Origin of the sequence: Ensifer sp. KUDG1 (assembly GCF_050434285.1) — a bacterium.
Classification (GTDB): Bacteria; Pseudomonadota; Alphaproteobacteria; order Rhizobiales; family Rhizobiaceae; genus Ensifer.
Genome location: NZ_JBNDIG010000002.1, coordinates 49,917 through 71,698 on the forward strand (window position 1 = coordinate 49,917; position 21,782 = coordinate 71,698).

18 protein-coding genes are annotated in these 21,782 nt (G+C 64.8%); 9 read left to right on the forward strand and 9 right to left on the reverse strand.

The window, feature by feature from the left end; genetic code table 11:
• Positions 1 to 143 precede the first annotated feature (143 nt).
• The 5 genes from M2267_RS05700 to M2267_RS05720 all read right to left on the reverse strand — a co-directional run bounded on the left by M2267_RS05700 (position 144) and on the right by M2267_RS05720 (position 7,085).
• Positions 144 to 926: a carnitinyl-CoA dehydratase gene (locus M2267_RS05700; protein ID WP_429113130.1), complete on the reverse strand. Its 783-nt coding sequence runs from the start codon at positions 924 to 926 to the stop codon at positions 144 to 146.
• A gap of 5 nt (positions 927 to 931) precedes the next feature.
• The gene (locus M2267_RS05705; protein WP_429113131.1) at positions 932 to 2,998 is read right to left on the reverse strand and encodes an acetate--CoA ligase family protein; all 2,067 of its coding nucleotides are present in this window, start codon (positions 2,996 to 2,998) and stop codon (positions 932 to 934) included.
• Positions 2,999 to 3,235: 237 nt separating this feature from the next.
• Positions 3,236 to 4,396, reverse strand: coding sequence for an acyl-CoA dehydrogenase family protein (locus M2267_RS05710; protein WP_043624712.1), 1,161 nt, complete (start codon positions 4,394 to 4,396; stop codon positions 3,236 to 3,238).
• Between the two features lie 281 nt (positions 4,397 to 4,677).
• Positions 4,678 to 6,168 carry a carnitine 3-dehydrogenase gene (locus tag M2267_RS05715; protein WP_429113133.1) on the reverse strand — a complete coding sequence of 497 codons (1,491 nt, stop codon included), beginning with the start codon at positions 6,166 to 6,168 and terminating at the stop codon, positions 4,678 to 4,680.
• A gap of 14 nt (positions 6,169 to 6,182) precedes the next feature.
• Complete coding sequence (locus tag M2267_RS05720; RefSeq protein WP_429113136.1) at positions 6,183 to 7,085, reverse strand: 3-keto-5-aminohexanoate cleavage protein; 903 nt, start codon at positions 7,083 to 7,085, stop codon at positions 6,183 to 6,185.
• 108 nt (positions 7,086 to 7,193) lie between these two features.
• On the opposite strand from M2267_RS05720, the gene M2267_RS05725 reads away from it, so the two are divergent.
• Positions 7,194 to 8,165: a GlxA family transcriptional regulator gene (locus M2267_RS05725; protein WP_429113137.1), complete on the forward strand. Its 972-nt coding sequence runs from the start codon at positions 7,194 to 7,196 to the stop codon at positions 8,163 to 8,165.
• Positions 8,166 to 8,210: 45 nt separating this feature from the next.
• Here the strand turns inward: M2267_RS05725 and M2267_RS05730 are convergent, their stop codons facing one another.
• Positions 8,211 to 9,434, reverse strand: a complete 1,224-nt coding sequence (locus tag M2267_RS05730) for a LysR family transcriptional regulator (protein WP_429113139.1) — start codon at positions 9,432 to 9,434, stop codon at positions 8,211 to 8,213.
• Between the two features lie 209 nt (positions 9,435 to 9,643).
• Here M2267_RS05730 and M2267_RS05735 point away from each other — a divergent pair, with 209 nt between their 5' ends.
• From M2267_RS05735 to M2267_RS05760, 6 genes are all read left to right on the forward strand, one after another.
• Positions 9,644 to 11,182: an aromatic amino acid lyase gene (locus M2267_RS05735; RefSeq protein WP_429114496.1), complete on the forward strand. Its 1,539-nt coding sequence runs from the start codon at positions 9,644 to 9,646 to the stop codon at positions 11,180 to 11,182.
• An 18-nt stretch (positions 11,183 to 11,200) separates the two neighbouring features.
• Positions 11,201 to 12,580 (forward strand): dihydroorotase, encoded by a 1,380-nt coding sequence (locus tag M2267_RS05740; RefSeq protein WP_429113140.1) that lies wholly within the window; start codon positions 11,201 to 11,203, stop codon positions 12,578 to 12,580.
• Positions 12,577 to 13,857: a Zn-dependent hydrolase gene (locus M2267_RS05745; RefSeq protein WP_429113142.1), complete on the forward strand. Its 1,281-nt coding sequence runs from the start codon at positions 12,577 to 12,579 to the stop codon at positions 13,855 to 13,857. Before M2267_RS05740 ends, M2267_RS05745 begins: the two co-directional genes overlap by 4 nt.
• 1 nt (position 13,858) lies before the next feature.
• Positions 13,859 to 14,956 carry a DUF917 domain-containing protein gene (locus M2267_RS05750; RefSeq protein ID WP_429113144.1) on the forward strand — a complete coding sequence of 366 codons (1,098 nt, stop codon included), beginning with the start codon at positions 13,859 to 13,861 and terminating at the stop codon, positions 14,954 to 14,956.
• Between the two features lie 12 nt (positions 14,957 to 14,968).
• Positions 14,969 to 15,298: a TfoX/Sxy family protein gene (locus tag M2267_RS05755; RefSeq protein WP_429113145.1), complete on the forward strand. Its 330-nt coding sequence runs from the start codon at positions 14,969 to 14,971 to the stop codon at positions 15,296 to 15,298.
• A 391-nt stretch (positions 15,299 to 15,689) separates the two neighbouring features.
• The gene (locus M2267_RS05760; protein WP_429113147.1) at positions 15,690 to 17,348 is read left to right on the forward strand and encodes a urocanate hydratase; all 1,659 of its coding nucleotides are present in this window, start codon (positions 15,690 to 15,692) and stop codon (positions 17,346 to 17,348) included.
• A 36-nt stretch (positions 17,349 to 17,384) separates the two neighbouring features.
• Here M2267_RS05760 and M2267_RS05765 read toward each other — a convergent pair whose 3' ends face one another.
• A complete protein-coding gene (locus tag M2267_RS05765; RefSeq protein WP_429113149.1) occupies positions 17,385 to 17,828 on the reverse strand; it encodes a cupin domain-containing protein in 444 nt (147 codons plus the stop codon).
• A 71-nt stretch (positions 17,829 to 17,899) separates the two neighbouring features.
• Between M2267_RS05765 and M2267_RS05770 the strand changes: the two genes are divergently transcribed.
• Both M2267_RS05770 and M2267_RS05775 read left to right on the forward strand, forming a co-directional pair.
• The gene (locus tag M2267_RS05770; RefSeq protein WP_429113151.1) at positions 17,900 to 19,525 is read left to right on the forward strand and encodes a winged helix-turn-helix domain-containing tetratricopeptide repeat protein; all 1,626 of its coding nucleotides are present in this window, start codon (positions 17,900 to 17,902) and stop codon (positions 19,523 to 19,525) included.
• A gap of 165 nt (positions 19,526 to 19,690) precedes the next feature.
• A complete protein-coding gene (locus tag M2267_RS05775; RefSeq protein WP_429113153.1) occupies positions 19,691 to 20,497 on the forward strand; it encodes a class I SAM-dependent methyltransferase in 807 nt (268 codons plus the stop codon).
• A gap of 15 nt (positions 20,498 to 20,512) precedes the next feature.
• Here M2267_RS05775 and M2267_RS05780 read toward each other — a convergent pair whose 3' ends face one another.
• Complete coding sequence (locus M2267_RS05780) at positions 20,513 to 20,890, reverse strand: hypothetical protein (protein ID WP_043624748.1); 378 nt, start codon at positions 20,888 to 20,890, stop codon at positions 20,513 to 20,515.
• Positions 20,891 to 21,019: 129 nt separating this feature from the next.
• A complete protein-coding gene (locus M2267_RS05785) occupies positions 21,020 to 21,781 on the reverse strand; it encodes an SDR family NAD(P)-dependent oxidoreductase (RefSeq protein ID WP_043624751.1) in 762 nt (253 codons plus the stop codon).
• Position 21,782: the final 1 nt, after the last annotated feature.

The window sequence follows — 21,782 nt, forward strand, 5'->3', positions numbered from 1 at the left end:
TTACAATTTATTTCCATAAGCTTGGCTTATGGATGCGTGTTTGATGGCGCGCGGCTTTTCCCGCGCGTCTCGTCACGTCTTGGTGCCGGTCGCCCGGCTCGGTTGCCTGCGCTTTCGGTGATTTCACGCGAAAGCGGGATGCTCTAGCGACCCTTCCAGACGGGGTCGCGCTTCTCGGTGAAGGCGCGCACGCCTTCCAGCTGGTCTTCGCTCGAATAGAGGATATCGACGGTCTTGAACTGCCGTTTGGTGATCTTGTTCATCGTCCCCTGGAAGGTGTCGCCCTCGGCTGCCCGCACCACTTCCTTGATCGCGGCATAAACGAGCGGCGGGCCGCTTTCGAGCAGGCGCGCCAGTTCCCAGGCGCGGTCCATCAGCTTGCCCGCCAGCAGGATCTCGTTGACGAAACCCCAGCGGTTGGCCTCGACAGCATCGAGCCAGCGGCCGGTCAGCAACATGTCCATGGCGATGTGATAGGGGATGCGCTTCGGCAGCTTGATCGAGGCGGCGTCGGCAACGGTGCCGGAGCGGATTTCGGGCAGCGCGAAAGTCGCGTGTTCGGCGGCAAGGATCAGGTCGGTCGAAAGCGCGATCTCCAGGCCGCCGCCGCAGCAGATGCCGTTGATCGCCGCGATGATCGGCTTGTTGAGATCGCGCAGCTCCTGCATGCCGCCGAAACCGCCGACGCCATAGTCGCCGTCGACGGCGTCACCGCCGGCGGCGGCCTTCAGGTCCCACCCCGGACAGAAGAATTTTTCACCGGCGCCGGTGATGATGGCGACGCGCAAGGTGTCGTCGTCGCGGAAGTCGCGGAAGATTTCGCCCATCACCCGGCTGGTTGCCAGGTCGATGGCATTGGCCTTCGGCCGGTCGATGGTGACTTCGAGGATGCCGCCCTCGCGGCGTGTACGGATCGGTCCGGTCATCGCTGTCATTTCCTCCGGCGGATCAGGGCGTCGGCAGCAACGGCACCCTGACCGTTCGGCAACACCATCAATGGATTGATATCCAGTTCTTCGAGTTTCGAAGCGTTTGCAACGACATAGGATGCCGCTGCCGCGACAGCCGCGGTTAAAGCGGCGTAATCGGCGGCAGGCGCGCCGCGATAGCCGTCGAGCAGCTTGCGGATCTTCAGCCCGCCGATCGCTTCCCAGATCGCTTCCGGCGTCGTCGGCAGCGTCAGGATGGCGGAATCGTCGAGCAGTTCCACAAGGATGCCGCCGGCGCCAATGGTCAGAACGGGGCCGGCGACGGGGTCGCGCATGGCGCCGATGATGAGTTCGGCGACGGGCTTGCCCACCATCTTTTCGACGAGGTAGCCGGAGGCGACCCCGGCCATGGTTTTGGCCGCCGCATAGACCTCATCGCGGCTTGCAAGGTTGAGTTTCACTGCGCCCGCCTCGGTCTTGTGGGCGACGCCGAGGCCCTTCAGTACGACCGGGAAGCCGAGTGTCTCGGCAGCCGCTGCTGCCTCCTCGGCGGTTGCCGCCGTCTTGCCCTTCGGCACGGTGAGGCCTGCGGCGGCAAGCTCCACCTTCGCCTCGTGTTCGCTGAGGGTGACGGCTTCACCATCGTCGGCTTCAATACCGTCGAGCAGACGGGGCGGGGCGGGCTTTGCCCAGACAGCGCCGATATCGGCTGCCGTCTCGATCGCGTCCAGCGCCTCCTCGATGCCGAAGAAGGGGACGATGCCGGCCTTCATCAGAAAGAGCGCGGTTGCCTCCGGCATGTTTTCGCCAAGGCTTGCGACGATGCCGGCGCGGGCGCCGGTGGCTCTCGCCGCGTCGATCACCGCGTGGCAGGTGGTCTCCCAGTCGGCCGGGTCGCAGCGGTCGAGACGGGGGAAGTCGAGCACGAGCAGATTGATGGAATAGCCGCCCTTCATCATGGCGGTGAAAGCGGTCGTCTGCTTCTCGCGGTTGCCCCAGACGAAGGTGTGGTAGTCGAGCGGGTTGGCGATCGTCACCATCTCGCCGAGCGCGTCCTTCAGCGGCTTCTTCTGCTCGTCGCGCAAGGGGCGGTAGTTCACTCGGTAGCGTTCGCCGGCATCGGCCATCAGCGAGGCCTCGCCGCCGGAGCAGCTCATCGAGGAGATGTCGCGGCTGTCGAGCGGGCCTGCCACGTGCAGCAGCTTCAGGGTTTCCAGAAGTGCGGGCAGCGTGTCGACGCGGCCAATGCCGAGACGGGCCAGCAGTGCGGACGAAACACGGTCGTTGCCGGCAAGCGATGCGGTGTGCGACACCGTCGCGAGTTGGGCCGCTTCCGATTTGCCGACCTTCAGCGTTACGACCGGTTTGCCGAGTTCGCGGGCACGGGTCGCCAGCCGCTCCAGCGCCGCCATACTGTCGAAGCCCTCGATATGCAGGCCGACGGCGGTGACGCGCGGATCTTCTAGCACGGCGCATGCGATGTCGGACAGGCCCGTCTGCGCCTGGTTACCGGCGGTCATGACATAGGCGAGCGGCAGGCCGCGCGTCTGCATCGAGATGTTGCAGGCGATGTTGGAGGACTGCGTCAGGATCGCGACGCCCTTTTCGACGCGTTGCATGCCGTGCTGGTCGGGCCAGAGCAGGGCGCCGTCGAGCATGTTGATGAAGCCATAGCAATTCGGCCCGACGATCGGCATGTCGGCGGCCGCCTGCACCAGCGCCTCCTGCATGTGGTTGCCGTCGTCGAGCTCGCTTGCCGCCTCGCGGAAGCCCGAGGCATAGCAGACCGCACCGCCCGCGCCGCGGGCGGCGAGGTCACGGATGATGTCGATCGTCAGCTGCCGGTTGACGCCGACGAAGGAGGCGTCCGGTGCGCCCGGAAGCTCGGCGACCGAACGGTAGCACTTGCGGCCGAGGATTTCGGTCTCGCGCGGATGCACCGGCCAGATCTCGCCGGTAAAACCCATCTTGTCGCATTGTTCGATAACGCGCCGCGCTTCCTTGCCGCCAAAAACGGCGATGGTGCGGGGGCGGATCAGGCGGTCGAGGGAGCGGGGCGTGGCGGTCATGCCGTTTTGCACTCCCTCATGCCGACGGCCGTCGGAGCGCTCGCCATCAACGCCCTCATTCCTGTGCTTGTCACCGGAATCCAGCCGGCTTGCGTCGGCAAGCCGGTAAGGGCTCTCTTCACTTTGAAGCGCATGCGTTGTTTGCTTTGGTCGTGCGCGGCACGGACGTGCCGCTGCTGGATTCCTGTGACGAGCACAGGAATGAGGGAGGGAGAGGAAGCCTGTTCAATCATCCCGTCACGCCCCCAGCGGCCGCAAGAGGTCGCGGCTGATGATGTGGCGCTGGATTTCGGACGTACCGTCCCAGATGCGCTCGACGCGGGCGTCGCGCCAGAAGCGGGCGAGCGGCAGGTCGTCCATCAGGCCCATGCCGCCGAAAATCTGGATCGCCTCGTCGGTGACGCGGGCGAGCATTTCGGTGGCGTAGACCTTGGCGGATGCGATCTCGCGGTTTGACGGCAGGCCGTTGTCGAGCCGCCAGGCGGCCGACAGCGTCAACAGGTCGGCGGCGTCGATCTCGGTGATCATGTCGGCGAGCTTGAAGGAGACGCCCTGGTTGGCGCCGATCGGCTTGCCGAACTGCTTGCGCTCGGCGGCGTAATTCAGCGCGTAGTCGAAGGCGCGGCGCGCCCGGCCGACCGAGGTCGCCGCCACCGTCAGGCGGGTGGCGAACAGCCAGTCATTGGCGACGTCAAAGCCCTTGTGCACTTCGCCGAGGATCTGGGCGGAGGGCAGGCGGCAATCGTCGAAGGTGAGGACGCAGTTGTTGTAGCCGCGATGGGAAACGGAGTTGTAGCCCTTGCGGATCTCGAAGCCGGGCGTGCCGCGATCGACGAGAAAGCAGGTGATCTTCTTCTTCGGGCCGCGCGGCGTATCCTCTTCGCCGGTCGCGATGAAGACGATGACGAAATCGGCGATGTCGGCGTGGCTGATGAAATGCTTCGTGCCGTTGACGATCCAGTCGTCGCCGTCCTTGCGGGCAAAGCACTTCATGCCGCGCACGTCCGAGCCGGCGTCCGGTTCGGTCATCGCAAGCGCATCGAACTTGTCACCTTTGACGGCCGGCAGCAGGTACTTTTCGCGCTGCTCGGCGTTGCAGGCCATCAGGATGCCCGAGGGGCGACCGAAGAAGACGGTCAGGCCCATGGAGCCGCGGCCAAGCTCGCGCTCGACGAGCGTGAAAGAGGTGTGATCGAGGCCGGCGCCGCCCACTTCCTCCGGGAAGTTACAGCCGAAAAAGCCGATCTCCTTGCATTTGCGGGCGATCTCCTGGCCGAGTTCGCGCGGCACCACGCCGGTGCGCTCGACCTCGTCCTCGTGCGGATAGATTTCCGTTTCGACGAAGCTCCTGACCGTATCGACGATCATCTGCTGTTCTTCGGTCAGTGCGAAATTCATTGTGTTCTCCCTCGCAATTATCTGCCTGCCTGCGACCGATCTCCCCATCAGTCGCTGCATGCTCGGCTGCCCCTCACCCTAACCCTCTCCCCGCAGGCGGGGAGAGGGGACGCCTCTCGGGTATCGCACCGCCTCGGCCGTCAAAAACCGCAGCGACCTTTGAAGGAACCAGCGGTTGCGGCAGATCCCTTCTCCCCGTTTACGGGGAGAAGGTCGCGGCAGCGGGATGAGGGGCCTGACCCGGCATTGCCCGCAATCCCTCCGAAGACGGAGGGTTAGTCTCAGCGCTTCTGGCCGACGAAGCGTCCGGCACCGTCAGGCGTCGGCAGCTGCGCATGGGCTTCGGTAATCGCACGCAGCTTGCTCAGCACCTTCTCGGGTGCCGCGACCGCCTTGCCGGCCTTGCTGTCGACATGCAGCATCATTTGCTCGGCGGTGGCCACGGCCTCGTTGGTCGCGGCATTGTAGATCGTCGAGAAGATGTGCAGGCGCTTTTCGTCGGACGACAGGATCTGGCAGGTCGAATAGAGCGCTTCGCCGAGCTTGGCTTCGCCGAGGTTCCGGATATGGGTCTCGACCGTGTAGTAGCTGTGGCCGTCGCGCACGTATTCGAGGTCGACACCGATCAGGCGCAGCACGCCGTCGGAGGTGTCGCCGAAGACCTGCAGATAGCGGTGCTCGGTCATGTGGCCGTTGTAGTCGACCCAGGCGGCGCTGACCTTGGTGTCGAGGATGCGCAGCGGCTTGACGTCGCCGAGATCGGCTTCCGGCTTTTTGGCATTGGCCCAGAGCTTGGCCTCGAAATCGGCAAGCAGCTTGCCGGCACCCCAGCCTTCGCCGCCATTGCCGGATTTCAGCGCATGCATGATACCGACGAGGTTTTCGTCGCGAATGCGTTCGAGCTCACGGATCGAGCGACCGGCGGCCTGCGCGTCCGACTGGGCGCCGATCTTTTCGACCAGCGCATCGTCGAGGTCGACGACATCCGTGAACTTCGTCCAGGGCCATTTCAGGCAAGGGCCGAACTGGGCGAGGAAGTGACGCATGCCCGCTTCGCCGCCGGCGATGCGATAGGTCTCGAACAGACCCATCTGCGCCCAGCGCATGCCGAAGGAATAGCGCATGACGTTGTCGAGCGTTTCGGTATCGCAGATGTCATCCTGGATCAGCCACAGCGCCTCGCGCCAGAGCGCTTCGAGCAACCGGTCGCCGACGAAGGCCTCGATCTCCTTGGCGATGACGACGCCCTTCATGCCGATCTGCTCGACGCCCGACATGGCGCGCTCGATCGTCGCTTTCGACGTCTTCTTGCCGCCGACCAGTTCGACGAGCGGCAGGAGGTAGACGGGGTTATAGGGATGCGCCACGAACATGCGTTCCGGGTGGTGCATCTCGGCCTGGAGATCCGACGGCAGCAGACCCGAAGTGGACGAGCCGATCAGCGCATCGGGCCGTGCGGCCGCATCGATCTTGGTGATGACGCCGCGCTTCAGCTCCAGCCGCTCCGGCACGCTTTCCTGAATCCAATCAGCGTCCTGTACGGCTTCCTCAATGCTTTTGCAGAAGGTCAATTTGCCCTTCGGCGGCAGCGGCGCCATGGTCAGCATCGCGTAGGCGCGCTCGGCATTGGCCATGACTTCGCCGATGATGCGCTCGGCTTCCGGATGCGGGTCGAAGATTTTCACGTCGATACCGGCAAGCGCGAAACGCGCTACCCAGGCGCCACCGATGACGCCGCCGCCGACACAGGCTGCTTTGGTGATAGAGCTCATGGTCCCGTCCTCGCTCAGCGCTTCGTCAGCTTCAGTTTCTCGCGGACCTCTTTCGGTCCGATGATCTTGGCGCCCATACCCTCGATGACGCCGACGGCCTTTTCGACGAGCTGGCCGTTGGTGGCGAGCTGGCCCTTGCCGATATAGAGGTTGTCTTCGAGCCCGACGCGGACGTTGCCGCCGGCCAGGATCGCCGCTGCCGGGTAGGCGAGCGCGTTGCGGCCGATGGAAAACGCCGAGAAGGTCCAGTTGGCAGGCACGTTGTTGACCATGGCCATGAAGGTGTTGAGGTCGTCAGGCGCACCCCACGGAATGCCCATGCAGAGCTGGATCAGCACCGGATCCTCGATCAGGCCTTCCTCGACGAGTTGCTTGGCAAACCAGAGATGGCCGGTATCGAAGGCTTCGATTTCGGGGCGCACACCGAGCGCGGTCATCTGGCGGGCCATTTCGCGCAGCATCGACGGCGTGTTGGTCATGACGTAATCGCCAAGCGAGAAGTTCATGGTGCCGCAGTCGAGCGTGCAGATTTCCGGCAGGCATTCGGCCACATGGGCAACGCGCTCGGTGGCGCCGGCCATGTCGGTGCCTTTCTCGTTGAGCGGGAGCGGGCTTTCGACGTTGCCGAAGATCAGGTCACCGCCCATGCCGGCGGTCAGGTTCAGCACCATGTCGACATCGGCAGAACGGATACGGTCGGTCACTTCCTTGTAGAGATCGAGCCTGCGGGCCGGCGCTCCGGTCTCCGGATCGCGGACGTGGCAGTGGACCACGGCAGCGCCGGCCTTGGCCGCCTCGACCGCCGCTTCGGCGATCTGTTTCGGCGTGATTGGAACGTGGCCGGACTTTGAAACGGTGTCTCCCGAGCCGGTGACGGCACAGGTGATGAATACCTCGCGGTTCATGCTGAGCGGCATTGCTGTCTCCCTTTTATTGCGCTCATTACGAGCCAAGAAAGGTCGCTCTGCTTTTCATTATCGGCTCCATCCTATACATTATCGGCGACAGGGCGGAGAAGTTTGGACATGGATCAGAGCGTTTCGCAGGTGCAGCACGTCGATATCCTGGTGCTGCCGGAAACCAATCTGATCCTCATCGCCTCGGTGATCGAGCCGATGCGCGCCGCCAACCGCATCGCCGGGCGGCCGCTCTATGACTGGACGATCTACAGTCCGGATGGAGCTCCGATCGAGACGAAGAGCGGCATTCCCATTCCGGTCTCCGGCATCTTCCGGCCGCAGCGTGAGACGTCGCCGCTCTTCATCCTCTCGAGCTACAACTGGGAGCGCAGCGCCACCTCGCAATTGAAGATGCTGCTGTCGCAGACGGCGCGGCACCGCGAACTGATGGCCGGTATCGAATCCGGCTCCTGGCTGCTTGCCGAAACCAGCCTGCTCGACAATTTCAAGGCGACCACCCACTGGGAGGATTTCGAGGATTTCACCGCCGCTTACCCGCAGGTGACGATGGTGCGCGAGCGCTTCGTCATCGATGGCAAGCGCATCACGACGGGGGGCTCGCTGCCGACGCTCGATCTGATGCTGGAACTGATCCGCCGGGCGCACGGCTACTCGCTGGCACTCGAAGTCTCCCGCCTTTTCATCTACGAGCAGGAGCGCACCCGCGGGGATCTCCTGCAGATGCCGACGATCGGCAACATGCGCATTCTCGATCCGCGCGTCGGCGCTGCCGTCAAGCTGATGGAGGAAACGGTGGAGGCGCCCTTGACGCTGGCAAGGCTCGCCCGCCGCATCGGCGTCAGCACCCGGCACCTGCAGGATCTCTTTCGCGACACGATGGGGGTGGCGCCGCATGAACATTACCTGGCGCTCCGCCTCAACGCAGCGCGCCGCAAGGTGATCGAGACGCGGATGGAATTTGCCGACATCGCCGCGATCTCCGGCTTCAATTCGTCATCGTCCTTCTCGCGCAGCTACCGGGCGCACTACCGCGAAAGCCCGAGCGAAACCCGCAGGCGGCTGAAGCTGAAGAGCTGAGCGCGGCTTCAAGTATCGATTGAAGCGGGAATTTTCAGAGTCGTTTCAGGCGCTTGGCAGCCGACGATCAGGAACTGATTCCGCCAGCAAACTGGTCTCGGCGGTCATCTTCATCATCGAAATCATCAGCTCGCCGATCTCGGCGGCGAAGGCGCCGCGCGGCCAGACGAGTGTCAGCGACTGCCGATAGGCCGGGCCGAGCCGGATCATGGCCGGCGGGCGATGCACGCGGGCGAGTGAGGATTGCGGCAGCACCGAGAGATAGCCGTGCTGACGAACGAGGTTGATGATCACGGGGATGGAATCGACCTCGACGAGGGTGATGCGCCGCCGCTCGGCTTCATCGAGCGTGTCGTCGAGGAAGCGGGCCGCCTCGCGGCGAAGGCCGCTCCTGACGCTCGGCACCGCGATCGGGCAGGCGGCGAGCAACCGTGGCAGGTTGCCGCCCAGGTCCGAAAGCGCGGAGGCAGGGCCGGCGAGAACCAGCGGCGTCTGCGACACCAGCCGGCCGTCGCAGTCGGCCGGGATCTCGGCGACATCGAGCAGGGCAGCATCGAAGCGGCGGCTGCGCAGGCCGACAAGCAGTTCGTCGGCCGTGGTGCTGGAAATGAACAGCGGCTGACGGGGGCGGGCGCGGTGCCAGTTCGCCGTCAGTGCGGCCAGCATGCGGGCGATCTCGCTTTCCGGACCAAGCGGCATGACGGCGCCGAGCCGCCAGGTGGCGACATCGCGGCGGAAGCGATCGGCGGAGGCATGGGTCAGCCGCGCCCAGATATCGAGCAGGGCTTCGACGAGCGGGATGATCCGCTCGGCGGTCGCGGTCGAAAGGATGCCGCCATGGGAGCGCTCGAAGAGCCGGATGCCGAGATGGCGCTCGAGGTCCGCCATCTGTCGCGTCAGCTGCGGCTGGCCGAGGCCGAGCGCCTTTGCCGTGGCGCGGATGCTGCCGGAGCGGGCGACCCGGATGAAACGGTCGAGCGCGACGAGCCCGATCGGCGGCACGGGGTCGGTTGCCGCCTTGCCGGCGAGCGCCAGGATGCCGGCAATGCCTGTGGTCGCCTGCCTGACATCGGCTGCACGACTGCGCGCCTCCAGCGTCAGGACCAGTGTGGTTTCCTCGCGCCGGAAGAGCGGCATCGAGACCGCCTGTTCGAAGCGTTTGACGGCGGCGCTGACGCTCGACGGTGCGCGACCTGCAAGCGTGGCTGCGCGGCGAATGCCCCCTTCGCGCAGCACCGCATCGACCAGCACGATCGTCGCCAGATCCATAGCCAAATCCCCGGAAACCACGAACGCCGAACGGCTGTTCTCAATTCGGCATCACCCGTTCCAGATTTGGGATATAGCATGGACGTGCGATAAGCGCATAGCATGCATCCTGCGAACCGGCATTTTCGAGCGTCGGTTGCGAGACACCAGAGCATCCGCGCACCCCATCGAAAGCTTAGGCGGCCATGCGCGGGAGGATCCGTATCGGCATGCTGCACCAGGTCAAGACCATCGTTCTCTGCGGAAAACCGCTGGATTTCGCGACGCTCGAGGATATCGGGGCGGGGCGGGTGCGGCTGGTGGCGGATGGCGGCGGCATGGAGCGGGTGGCGGCCGCCCACAAGGTGATCGCCGACCGCATCGCGATGGGACTGCCGGTCTACGGCTCCAACACCGGCGTCGGCTCGATGAAGGATCGGCTGTGGACGGCCGACGATCTTGCCGAGTTCAACAACTCGCTGGTGCGCGCCCATCACTTCGGTACCGGCGAGTTCTTTGCGCCGGCGATCGTGCGCATGGCGATCGCCATCCGCGTCAACACCGCCATGCGAGGCCATACCGGCTGCAGCCCGGACCTGATCCGGGCGTTTCTGGCCCTCAGCGAACACGATATCATTCCGGCGGTGCGTCGCCACGGATCGATGGGCTGCGCCGATATCGGCCTGATGGGCCAGATCGCCTCGGTGCTGACGGGCGTCGGCGAGGCCTATTACCAGGGGCGGCTCGTCTCAGCCGAGACGGCGCTTGCCGAAGCCAGCCTGGAGCCCTTTGTGATGCAGCCGCGCGATGCGCTGGCGGCGCTCAGCGTCAACGCCATCGCCTTTTCGGCCGCCGCCAATGTGCTGCGCGAAGCGGCTTCGGCCATCCGCGTGCTGCTCGTCACCGGGGTCATGTCGTCGCAAGCGCTCGGAGCATCTGCGGATCCCTGGCGGGTGGCAGCAACACTCTCGACCCGCGGCGAGGCGGTGGTCGGCTCATGGCTCTATGGCCAATCCGGCATCTCCGACTGGCCGGTGCCGACGGCGATCCACGATCCCTTGAGCCTGCGCATGACCGCCCAGGTGTTCGGCGCGGTGGTCGATACGCTGCTGGTTGCGGCCGGCCGGCTGGTGGAACAGACCTATCTCTCCGACGACAACCCTGTTGTCATCGGCGGACAGGTGCATTCCTCCGGCGCGTCGCTGCCGCTGACGACGACGCTTTACATCGAGGCGGCGCAGATCGCCTTTTCGCATGCGGCGCGCAACGTCTTGAACCGCTGCATCCTTCTTGCGAATGGCGGCCGCCGCAATCTCTCGGTCAATCTGGTGGCGCCAGGCGAGGTCGCGACCGGGCTCGGGCCGCTGATGAAGCTTGCGGTCGAACTTTACATGCGCGTGCAGTCGCTCGCGGTGCCGCTCTCGGCGCAGTCGATCGTGGTGGCGGGCGGGCTCGAGGAGGAGGCGACCTTCTTGCCGCTGATCGTCGAGCGCATGGAAACGCAGGTGCGGGACCTGCGCCAACTGGCGGCGATCGAGGCGATGCTTTCGGCGCAGGCGATCGACCTCGTCGGCGACCAGCCGCAGGGGATCGTCAAGCGGGCCTACGACCAGACCCGCTCCGTCAGCGCGATCTATCTGAAGGACCGGCCACTCTCGAAGGAGATCGAGGCGCTGCAGACTGCCTTCACCTGCCACGATCTCCTGCGCTCCTTCGTCGCCTCTGCGCCGATGCCGGAGTTCGACGACTTCTTCGCGCTCGACAAATAATCCGATTGGGAGAGCAGCATGTCCGATTTCGATCTCGTTCTGAAAGGCACCGTTGTTCTCCCCGAAAGGATCGTCGAGGGCGGCCACGTGGCGGTGCGCGACGGCAAGGTGGTGCATGTCGGGCAGGGTGCGGCACCGGCTGCGCGGGAGCGGCATGATCTCGGCAACGCGCTGATCCTGCCGGGCGCCGTCGACGCGCAGGTGCATTCGCTGTCGCAGAAGAACCAGGAAGATTTCATCTGGTCGACCCGCTCGGCGGCGGCCGGCGGCGTCACCACTATCGTCGATATGCCCTATGACGAAGGCAATCTCGTCTGCTCGGCCGACGCGCTGCGTCGCAAGATCGACCATGCGGGACCGCAGGCGCGCGTCGATTTCGCGCTTTATGGCACGGTCGATCCGGAGGAGGGACCGGCGCGCATTCTCGAAATGGTGGAGGGCGGTGTCGCTGCCTTCAAGTTCTCGACCTTCGGCACCGATCCCAAACGCTTCCCCCGCATTCCGGCAGCTTTGCTCGAAGACTGCTTCCGCGCCATCGCGCCGACGGGGCTTGCTGCCGGCGTGCACAACGAGGACGACGAGGCGGTGCGCGCGGCGATCGACAAGGTCAAGGCAGCCGGTATCACCGACTACCGCGCCCACGGGCTGTCGCGCCCGCCGCTGACGGAGCTGCTTGCGACCAACCAGATTTACGAGACGGGGGCGGCTACCGGCTGCCCGGCGCATGTGGTGCACTGCTCGCTCGGACGCGGTTATGAGATTGCCGCCGCCTATCGCGCCCAGGGCTACAAAGCGACGATCGAGTGCTGCATCCACTACCTGACGCTCGACGAGGAGAACGATGTCCGCCGTCTCGGCGGCAAGGCCAAGATCAATCCGCCGATCCGCCCGCGCGCCGAGGTGGAAAAGCTCTGGCGGCACGTGGCCGACGGCACGGTGACGATGGTCTCGACCGATCACGTCAGCTGGTCTGAGGATCGCAAGACCAATCCGGACATGCTGGCGAACGCATCTGGCGTGCCGGGGCTGGAAGTCATGGTGCCGCTCTTCGTCAAGGGCGCGCTGGAGCGTGGCATTCCCTTGACGCGCGCAGCCGAGCTGATGACGCTGAACCCGGCCCGGCATTTCCGCCTCGACCATCAGAAGGGCGCGCTCGAAGCGGGCAAGGATGCGGATATCATCGTCATGACGCCGGAGCCCTATGTCTATGATGCGGCGGCAAGCGGTCACAACGTTGTCGGCTGGTCGCCCTATAACGGCATCCGGCTGCCCTGGCGTGTCTCTGCCTCCTATCTGCGCGGCAGGCTCGCCTTCGATGGTCGCCAGGTGTTGGCCGAACCGGGTGTCGGACGGTTTGTCCGGCCGCTGCCGACCTTGGCGCTTCAGGAGGCGAAATGAGCAAGACCGCCCACAAAGTTCCAGCCAATCTGCCCGTCAATGCGAGCCGTATTGCCGGGATCGTCAACGGTCTCGCCGGGATCACCGAGCCGGACCGGCCCTATACGCGTCGCGCCTTCACGCCGCTGTTCCTCGAAGGGCGGGCCTTTCTCGATCGGCGTTTTCGTGCGGCCGGGCTTGAAACCCGCATCGACGCCGCTGGCAACCTGATCGGCCGGCGCAAGGGGAAAAAGTCGGCGCTCGGCACCATCCTGCTCGGCTCCCATTCCGACACGGTGCCGGATGGCGGCCGTTTCGACGGCATCGCCGGTGTTGCGGCCGCGCTCGAAGTGGCGCGCGCACTTTCCGACAACGGCATCGAGCTCGACCACGATCTGGAGATCGTCGATTTCCTGGCGGAGGAAGTGTCGATCTTCGGCGTCTCCTGTGTTGGCAGCCGCGGCATGGCGGGCGTGCTGCCGGACGGCTGGCTTAGCCGCACGCAAGGGGACTTGAGCCTCAGGCAGGGTATCGTCGAGGTCGGCGGTGATCCCTCCAGGCTTTCCGGCTCGAAACGCTCCGACATCAAGGCGTTCCTCGAACTGCACATCGAACAGGGGCCGGTGCTGGAGACTGGCCGGCTCGATGTCGGAGTCGTGACCGCAATCTCGGGCATCACCCGCATCGAGATCATCGTCGAGGGACAGGCGGATCACGCCGGCACGACGCCGATGGGGCATCGGCGCGATGCGCTGGTCGCTGCCTCGCATCTGGTGCTGGAGATCGAGCGGCTGGCGACAGAATTTTCTCGCGGCGACGGGCATTTCACCGCGACGGTCGGCGAATTCTCGATCGAGCCGAATGCAGCCAATGTCGTGCCGTCGAGGGTGCGACTGCTGATCGATGCGCGTGCCGAGCTGCGGCCGCAGATGGAGCGGTTCCTGGCAACGCTCGGCTCCCTTTGCCAGGGCGTCGCCGAGGCATCGGGCGTGACGATTCCGCCCGCCAATGTGATCTCGGACAACCACCCGACGCCGGGCGATCCGCTCCTGCTCTCGACGCTCGAAGAAAGCTGCGATGCGATCGGCGCCAAGCATCGGCGCATGGCCTCCGGCGCCGGTCACGACACCGCCTGGATGGGACGCATCACCCGTTCGGCGATGATCTTTATTCCCTGCCTCGGCGGGCGCTCGCATGCGCCGGAGGAGTGGGCCGAAAACGACGATATCGCGCTCGGCGCGGCCGTTCTCTTCGATGCGGTGAAGCGGCTCGACAAGAAATTGCAGGAGAAGATGTGAGATGGGCCGGATACTGAAGGAAAAGGACGTCGAGGCAGCGGTCAAGGGCGGTTCGGTCTATGCGGCCGGCGGCGGTGGCTGGGCTGATCATGGCCGCATGCTCGGCTATGCCGCGGTGTCGATCGGCAAGCCCGAGCTGGTGTCGATCGACGAACTCGATGCGCAGGACTGGGTGGCGACGGCGGCGGCGATCGGCGCGCCGGCCTCGACCACGCCCTGGGAGATGCGCGGCGTCGACTACGTCAAGGCCGTGCAGCTCTTGCAGGAGGCGCTCGGCGAGAAGCTTTCGGGCCTGATCATCGGCCAGAACGGCAAGTCTTCGACACTGAACGGCTGGCTGCCCTCGGCGATCCTCGGCACCAAGGTGGTCGACGCGGTCGGCGACATTCGCGCGCATCCGACCGGCGACATGGGCTCGATCGGCCTTGCCGGTTCGCCCGAGCCGATGATCCAGACAGCGGTCGGGGGAAACCGCGAGGAGAACCGCTACATCGAACTGGTGGTGCGCGGCGCCACGGCCAAGGTCTCGCCGGTTTTGCGCACCGCCTCCGACATGTCCGGTGGCTTCATTGCGTCCTGCCGCAATCCGGTCAGGGCATCCTATGTGAAAGCCAATGCGGCGCTGGGCGGTATTTCACTGGCGCTGGCGCTCGGCGAGGCGATCATTTCGGCGGAAGCGAAGGGCGGCAGCGCGGTGATCGATGCCATCGTCAAGACGACCAACGGCGCGATCCTCGCCGAAGGCACGATCACCGACAAATCCGTCGTCTATACCAAGGAAGCCTTCGATATAGGCACGGTGACGCTGGGGAAGGGCGCTGACTCAACGGTATTGCACGTGATGAACGAGTATATGGCGATTGACTCTGCGGAAGGCACGCGGCTTGCAACCTTCCCCGACGTCATCACCACGCTGTCGCCGGAGGGTGAGCCTTTGAGCGTCGGCCAGCTGCAAGTGGGCATGAGGATCTTTGTGCTGCATGTGCCGAAGACCGTGATCCCGCTGTCTTCCAGCGTGCTCGACCCGACGGTTTATCCCTCGGTCGAAAAGGCAATGGGCATCGAGCTTGCGCGCTATGCGCTTTCCGGTCGGACCTGACGGAGGACGCTCATGGCGCGCGATGCCGGACTGGAAGAACTGATCCGCGAAGAGCTCGGCGACCGCGCCGGGCTCTCGGAAAAGGCGATGTTCGGCGGTTGGGCTTACCTGCTTCACGGCAACCTTCTGCTTGGCGCCCGCGAGGGTTCGCTGCTCGTCCGGCTCGGCAAGGGCAATGACGGCTGGGCGCTTGCGCTGCCCGATATCGAGCTGATGGTGATGAACGGGCGGGCGATGCATGGCTGGGTGCGCGTAGGGGCGGATGCCTATGGCGATGATGCGCTGCGTCGGCGGTTGCTGGATGGGGCGCTAGCGTTCGTCGAGACGTTGCCGCCGAAGTGAGAGGGGGTGGGTCTGCCCTGACCTTGAGTTTAGCGATCTGCCCCTCACCCTAACCCTCTCCCCGCAGGCGGGGAGAGGGGACGAGATCGACAGGCAGCCGCGGTGTGTGTGGCAAGCGCTGAGCGGTTTGCGCAGCCACTGCGTGTACGTGGCCGTGGCATGGGCCGGCAAGGCAAGCACAACGCGTCCCCTCTCCCCGCGAGCGGGGAGAGGGCTAGGGTGAGGGGCCGTTGCCGTCCGTCACCACGAACGTGAGGCGCGGCGACCTGCGGCGCCACGAATGCGAGGCGGCGGCAAGCTTCCGCCGCCGTAAACAAGAGGTGGCAGCGACCTCGTCGCAGCGAATGATTGGGGCAAGTACCCCGCCGACACAACAAAGAGGAACGAGACTATGCCCAAGGCCAACCCCCGTCATCCAGGTTTCCCCATTCCCGGCGGGCCCGAGCTGCGCGCCAAGGGCTGGCGGCAGGAGGCGCTGCTGCGCCTCCTCGAAAACGTGCTCTCGGTCGGCGAGGATCCGGACAATCTTGTCGTCTACGCAGCGCTCGGCAAGGCGGCGCGCAACTGGCCGGCGCATCGGGCGATCGTGAAAACGCTCATCGAAATGGACGAGGACCAGACGCTGATCATCCAATCCGGCAAGCCGGTGGGGCTCTTGAAGACCCATGCCAAGGCGCCGCTCGTCATCATGGCCAATTGCAACATTGTCGGGCAGTGGGCCAAGGCGGAGGTGTTCTATGATTTGCAGCGAAAAGGGCTGATCTGCTGGGGCGGCCTGACCGCCGGCGCCTGGCAATATATCGGCAGCCAGGGCGTGATCCAGGGTACCTACGAGATCTTCATGCGCATCGCCGAGCGCCGCTTCGGCGGCGATCTCTCCGGCCGCTTCGTGCTGACCGCCGGCCTCGGCGGCATGGGCGGCGCCCAGCCGCTTGCCGGACGGATGGCGGGGGCGGCGATCCTCTGTATCGATATCGACGCGGAGCGCGCGAAGAAGCGCCGGGAGATCGGCTATCTGCAGGAGATCGCGCCCGATCTCGATACGGCGCTCTCGATGATCGACGCGGCTGTGAGGGACAAGCGGGCACTCTCCGTCGGCCTCGTCGGCAATGCGGCGGAGATCTATCCGGAGATCGCCCGGCGCGGCATTGTGCCCGACGTGGTGACCGATCAGACCTCGGCGCACGACCTTGTCTACGGTTACGTGCCGAAGGGCATGAGCCTCGATCAGGTGAAGTCGCTGCGCGACGACGGCCAGGGACAGTTGATGGCGGCAAGCCGCGCCTCGATCGTCGAGCACGTCAAGGCGATGCTCGACTTCCAGCAGAAGGGCGCGGAAGTCTTCGACAACGGCAACCTGATCCGCACCCAGGCGCGCGAGGGCGGCGTTGCCAATGCCTTCGACATCCCGATCTTCACCGAGGCCTATCTGCGTCCGCTCTTTGCCCGCGCCATCGGCCCCTTCCGCTGGATGGCGCTTTCCGGCGAGGAGAGCGACATCGCCCGGATCGACGATCTGCTGCTCGACATGTTTCCGCACAACCGCATCGTCACCAACTGGATCAGGCTGGCGCGCCAGCATATTCCCTTCGAGGGCCTGCCGGCCCGCATCGCCTGGCTCGGCCACGGCGAACGCACGGAACTGGCGCGGCGCGTCAACGAACTGGTGGCGTCTGGCGAACTCAAAGGCCCGATCGCGTTCTCCCGCGACCATCTCGATGCCGGCGCCATGGCGCATCCCAACATCATGACCGAGCGGATGAAGGACGGATCGGACGCGATCGCCGACTGGCCGCTGCTCGACGCCATGCTGCTCTGCTCGTCAATGGCCGACCTCGTCGTCGTCCATTCCGGCGGCGGCGGTTATGCCGGCTACATGACCAGCTGCGGCGTGACCGTTGTTGCCGACGGCACGGTCGAGGCCGACGAGCGCCTCGACTATGCGCTCACCAACGACACCTCGCTTGGCGTCATCCGCTATGCCGATGCCGGCTATGACGAGAGCTTCGAGGAGATCGCCGCCAAGGGCATCGGGCATGTGAAGGTGTGAGAAGCTGCGGCTTTGCCATAGGCAGCCTCACACCTGTCATGGCACGCGGGAATCCATTTCAGGATAGAGAACAAGGCTTTCCTGCGCGGTGGGCTCGTTGCGCGCCCCGACAAAGACGGCTGGTTGATCTCCCCGATTAACGGCCACGTGCAAGACGTTGGCGGGGATGTAGAGATAATCTCCCGGGTGCATCACATCCCGGTGCTGGAGTTCGTCGCCACTCCACAGTTCCAACTCTTCGCCGCTCAACATGTAGAAGGCCGTCTCGTGGCGCTCATGCACATGCGCCTTGGTGCGCTTTCCAGGCGGGATCGTCGCGATACCGAGCCACAGTGTGGTGGAGCCAACGGACTCCGCACTGACGCCGGGCAGGTAATCGGACCCCTGTTCGGCGCGGTAACCGGCGTCTCCTTTGGAAACGAGGGCCTTGGCCCCCGAGAAGCCTGGTCGCGCGTCGGTTCGTTCTTCTGAAATCGTCATGTTTCGGCCTCCTCTGTGGTAGTCTGGTGACCTGCGCAAAAGGATCGCAAGAAGACCGGCTGGAGTCCTGAATGGAAGGGCGAAAACTTCCGAATTCTTCCGAAGAAGTCGTGGCCGATAGCGTCGAGCCGCAACTGTTCGCGTTTGGGACATTCATCCTTGACATGCAGCGCGGCGCACTGACGCTTGAAGGGCGGCGGGTCGCCATTGGCCATAAGGGCTTGCTGCTGCTGCACGCGCTGGTGCGAACGCCGATGCAGGTTGTGAGCAAGTCCGCGCTGATGGAGGCAGCCTGGCCCGCGGCCATCGTCGAGGAGAGCAATCTCACGGTTCAGATCGCTGCCTTGCGCAAAATGCTGGGCCCTCAACCGGAGGGCAGCGAATGGATCGCCACCGTGCCGCGCGCGGGGTATCGTTTTGCCGGCCGGGTGAATAGCCTGCATCCTGCCCCTGATGCGCCGCCGGCGTTGCCAGGGTCGCCCGCGGACCCGGGCCGGCCATCGATCGCGGTCCTGCCGTTTGCAAATCTGAGCAGCGACAAGCAACAGTCCTATCTGGTCGATGGCATCACCGAAGACGTGATCACAGCGCTTACGCGATTTCGGTGGTTTCGGGTTATCGGGCGCAATTCAAGTTTTGTCTACAAGCACAGGTCGGTGAGTGCCAAGCAGGTGGGCCGAGACCTGGATGTAGATTACGTGCTCGAAGGAAGCGTGCGCCGCTCCGGCGGCCGTCTTCGGGTCTCCACGCAACTGGTCGAAACCAGCTGCGCCAGCCAGGTCTGGGCCGAACGGTATGACCTGGAAATGGAAGAGGCATTCGCAGTTCAAGACGCCATCGCAGAGAGAGTTGCAGGCGCAATAGAACCGGAATTGTTGAAGACGGCATCATTCCCCGCGGCGTCGCGGCACACGGGAAATTTGACGGCGTGGGAGATCGTGCGGCAGGGGACCTGGTATTTTCACCAGGTTGGCCGGCGGACCCACCTGATGGCGCGAGAGCTGTTCAGGGAGGCGTGTCGGCTTGATCCCGAGCTTGCCGAAGCGCATCTCTGGCTTGGTCGCGTGAGCGCAGGCATCGTCGCGTATGGGTGGAGCGAGCATCCTTCCAAGGACATCCGGGAGGGTTTGGACGCAGCCCTGGCGGCCGTTCGGCTCGACGAAAAGAACCCGTACACACACTATGCGCTGGCAATCTGCAGCGCGTATGCGAATGCGCCCGAGCAGGCGGTTCTTGCCGCCGAAAGGGCGATCGAGATCAGCCCGAGTTTCGCCCTCGGCCACCTTGTCCTCGGAATGGCGGAGCTGTTCAGGGGAAACGCGTCCGGTGCCATAGCGCCGCTGGAGCACGGCCTCATGTTGAACGCCAACGACCCGCAGAACTTCGTCTGGCTGAATTTTCTGGCGCTCGCCCACCTGTTTGCAGGCGACGGAACGAACGCGCTCGCTGCTGCCGTGAAGGCCCAAAAAGTGCGCCCTGCATGGCGACCGGTCCAGGAAACGCTGGCCTGCTGTTATGCGGCTGCCGGGCGTCTTGCAGAAGCTCGCTCATCGCGCGCATTGACGAGCGAAATGGAAAACGCGTCAGGCGATGCTTTAGGGCCGCTGAGACAGCGCAATCCGCATTGGCAGGAACGATTGGCAGGATTGTTGCAGCAGATCCCGGGCGACCTGCTTCCGACGCCTCAATCTTCCTGACTTCCTTGCCGCTTTGGCCATTCTCGAAATCACGCCCGCTCACGCAGGCGACCTGACAATCGTTGCTCCCACCGTTGCTGCTGACGGCGCTCGAGAGGTACGCCGGTGTCTTGGTGTCGCGCTTGCACCACGTTACAATGCAAACCTCACTGCCCGGAGGCGATCATGACATCGAGCTTCAATGTGCAGAGTGCTGCCGGCTACGAACAGTTGATGGGCCGGTGGAGCCGGCAGCTTGCGCCGCTGTTCATCGATTTTGCGGGCGTTGCCGACGGCGAGCGGGTGCTGGACGTCGGTTGCGGCACGGGAAGCCTGACGTTTGCGCTGCCGCGTGCGGCCGATGTCAGCGAGATTACCGCGATCGACTTCTCGCCCGTCTTCGTCGAGGCGACGAACAAGGCGAATTCCGATCCGCGGATCAAGGTCCAGCAGGCCGATGCCTGCGCGCTGCCCTTTGCCGACGCATCCTTCGATCGGGCACTGGCGCTGCTGGTGCTGCATTTCGTCCCGGAATCGGGGAAAGCGGTCGCCGAGATGCGCCGAGTCGTGCGGCCGGGCGGCGTCGTTGCCGCCGCTGTCTGGGATCACTTCGGCGGCATGCCGGGCATGCGCATGGTGCTCGATGTGGCGGCGATGCTTGACGCCAATGCCGAGCAGGTGCGCAGTCGCTATTGTTTTCAGCCGATGATGCGGCCGGGTGAGATGATGCAGAGTTTTGCCGCACATGGGCTTGCAAACGTCGAGCAGACGTCGCTGACGATCCGCATGGACTATCTGTCTTTCGACGATTTCTGGCGGCCGATTTCGGCGGGCGAGGGACCGCTCGGCAAATATATCGGCGGGTTGGATGCCGCGCAGCGGGCGAAGATCGACGCGGCGGTCAGGGCGGCCTACCAGGCCGGCCAGCCGGATGGGCCGCGGTCGTTTGCGGCGGTCGCTTGGGCGTGCCGGGGCGTGGTTCCGGGGGCGTGATGGAGCAGCGGTTCGTCACTTCTGCCTGGCCGGCTTATCGGAGCTATCGACGAGCAGCGGGACGGCGGCCACTCTGCTCTGCAAGGACAGCAAAGTGCGCGCGGCACCGCAGAATCCGTTGAGGTCGCGCTTTGCATCTTCCTGGGCCTTGTCCATTGAGTCGCCGAAGGCGCGATGAAACTCAGGCGCCACGCCAGTCGCGCGCACGTATCCGTTTGCAAACTGTTCATTGGCAGCCAAACCTGGGCAGGCGGCAGCAGCGACCGCAGCGGTTCCCAGATATGACAAGAACTGGTCCTCAGGAAGTTTCCGGCGCGGGTAATCTATGTCCTGAGCAAGAATACCGCTGGCGCTGCCGGCAGCGATCACAAGCGAGAGGCACAGTGTCTTCATGTCGGGTCCTTGTCATCGCGATAGCGCCGCGTCCACCGCCTTCGGCCCAACCTGATAGTGCCGATCTCGCCGTCAATCAATCGCAAGTATGCCCAGTCCGCCCTTCATAATGTCCTCAGCGCCCGGCAGTCACACCACCGTCTCGCCGCCATCCACCACCAGGATCTGGCCGGTCATGTAAGAGGAGCGGTCGGAAACGAGGAAGAGGATCGACTCGGCGATCTCCTCGACGCTGGCCCAGCGGCCGAGCGGGACCTTTTCGCGGATATAGGATTCGATCGCGCCGCGGCCGCCCATCTGGGCGATGAAAGGCTCGTTGAAGGGCGTGTCGACCCAGCCGGGGCAGAGCGCGTTGACGCGGATGCCGTGGCGGGCGTAGTCGCCGGCCATCTGCTTGGTCATGGCGATGACGGCATGTTTCGTCGTCGTATAGGCGATCATCTCGCGGTCGTAGAGCACGCCCGAAGATGAGGAGGTATTGAGGATGACGCCGCGGCCGGCGGCCCGCATCGACGGCATGACGAGGCGCGCGGCCATGAAATGGGCGCGGACATTGAGGTTCCAGGAACGGTCGAAACCGGCGACCTCGACCTCTTCCAGATCGCCCGCAACCTGCGCGCCGGCATGATTGTGCAGGATGTCGATGCGGCCGTGGCGATAGAGGATATCGGCAATGCCATCGGAAAGCGCCGTGTCGTCCGTCACGTCGATCGCCAACGCCTCGGCGCTGTCGCCCTTGGCGGCGATCGCCTCGACGGCGGTCGCGGCTGCCGCGAGGCTGCGGTCGACGACGACGACATGGGCGCCTTCGCGCGCCATGATGGCCGCACCCGCCTGACCGATCCCGGAGCCCGCTCCGGTCACGATCGCGACCCGGTCTTTCAGGATCATG

What these genes read in the sequence shown, in the direction of transcription:
- M2267_RS05780 (WP_043624748.1), bottom strand. Translation starts at nt 20,890, where the DNA reads ATGAAGACACTGTGCCTCTCGCTTGTGATCGCTGCCGGCAGCGCCAGC.
- M2267_RS05705 (WP_429113131.1), bottom strand. Translation starts at nt 2,998, where the DNA reads ATGACCGCCACGCCCCGCTCCCTCGACCGCCTGATCCGCCCCCGCACC.
- M2267_RS05730 (WP_429113139.1), bottom strand. Translation starts at nt 9,434, where the DNA reads ATGGATCTGGCGACGATCGTGCTGGTCGATGCGGTGCTGCGCGAAGGG.
- M2267_RS05775 (WP_429113153.1), top strand. Translation starts at nt 19,691, where the DNA reads ATGACATCGAGCTTCAATGTGCAGAGTGCTGCCGGCTACGAACAGTTG.
- M2267_RS05700 (WP_429113130.1), bottom strand. Translation starts at nt 926, where the DNA reads ATGACCGGACCGATCCGTACACGCCGCGAGGGCGGCATCCTCGAAGTC.
- M2267_RS05740 (WP_429113140.1), top strand. Translation starts at nt 11,201, where the DNA reads ATGTCCGATTTCGATCTCGTTCTGAAAGGCACCGTTGTTCTCCCCGAA.
- M2267_RS05715 (WP_429113133.1), bottom strand. Translation starts at nt 6,168, where the DNA reads ATGAGCTCTATCACCAAAGCAGCCTGTGTCGGCGGCGGCGTCATCGGT.
- M2267_RS05735 (WP_429114496.1), top strand. Translation starts at nt 9,644, where the DNA reads ATGCTGCACCAGGTCAAGACCATCGTTCTCTGCGGAAAACCGCTGGAT.
- M2267_RS05710 (WP_043624712.1), bottom strand. Translation starts at nt 4,396, where the DNA reads ATGAATTTCGCACTGACCGAAGAACAGCAGATGATCGTCGATACGGTC.
- M2267_RS05750 (WP_429113144.1), top strand. Translation starts at nt 13,859, where the DNA reads ATGGGCCGGATACTGAAGGAAAAGGACGTCGAGGCAGCGGTCAAGGGC.
- M2267_RS05770 (WP_429113151.1), top strand. Translation starts at nt 17,900, where the DNA reads ATGGAAGGGCGAAAACTTCCGAATTCTTCCGAAGAAGTCGTGGCCGAT.
- M2267_RS05745 (WP_429113142.1), top strand. Translation starts at nt 12,577, where the DNA reads ATGAGCAAGACCGCCCACAAAGTTCCAGCCAATCTGCCCGTCAATGCG.
- M2267_RS05755 (WP_429113145.1), top strand. Translation starts at nt 14,969, where the DNA reads ATGGCGCGCGATGCCGGACTGGAAGAACTGATCCGCGAAGAGCTCGGC.
- M2267_RS05720 (WP_429113136.1), bottom strand. Translation starts at nt 7,085, where the DNA reads ATGCCGCTCAGCATGAACCGCGAGGTATTCATCACCTGTGCCGTCACC.
- M2267_RS05725 (WP_429113137.1), top strand. Translation starts at nt 7,194, where the DNA reads ATGGATCAGAGCGTTTCGCAGGTGCAGCACGTCGATATCCTGGTGCTG.
- M2267_RS05765 (WP_429113149.1), bottom strand. Translation starts at nt 17,828, where the DNA reads ATGACGATTTCAGAAGAACGAACCGACGCGCGACCAGGCTTCTCGGGG.
- M2267_RS05785 (WP_043624751.1), bottom strand. Translation starts at nt 21,781, where the DNA reads ATGATCCTGAAAGACCGGGTCGCGATCGTGACCGGAGCGGGCTCCGGG.
- M2267_RS05760 (WP_429113147.1), top strand. Translation starts at nt 15,690, where the DNA reads ATGCCCAAGGCCAACCCCCGTCATCCAGGTTTCCCCATTCCCGGCGGG.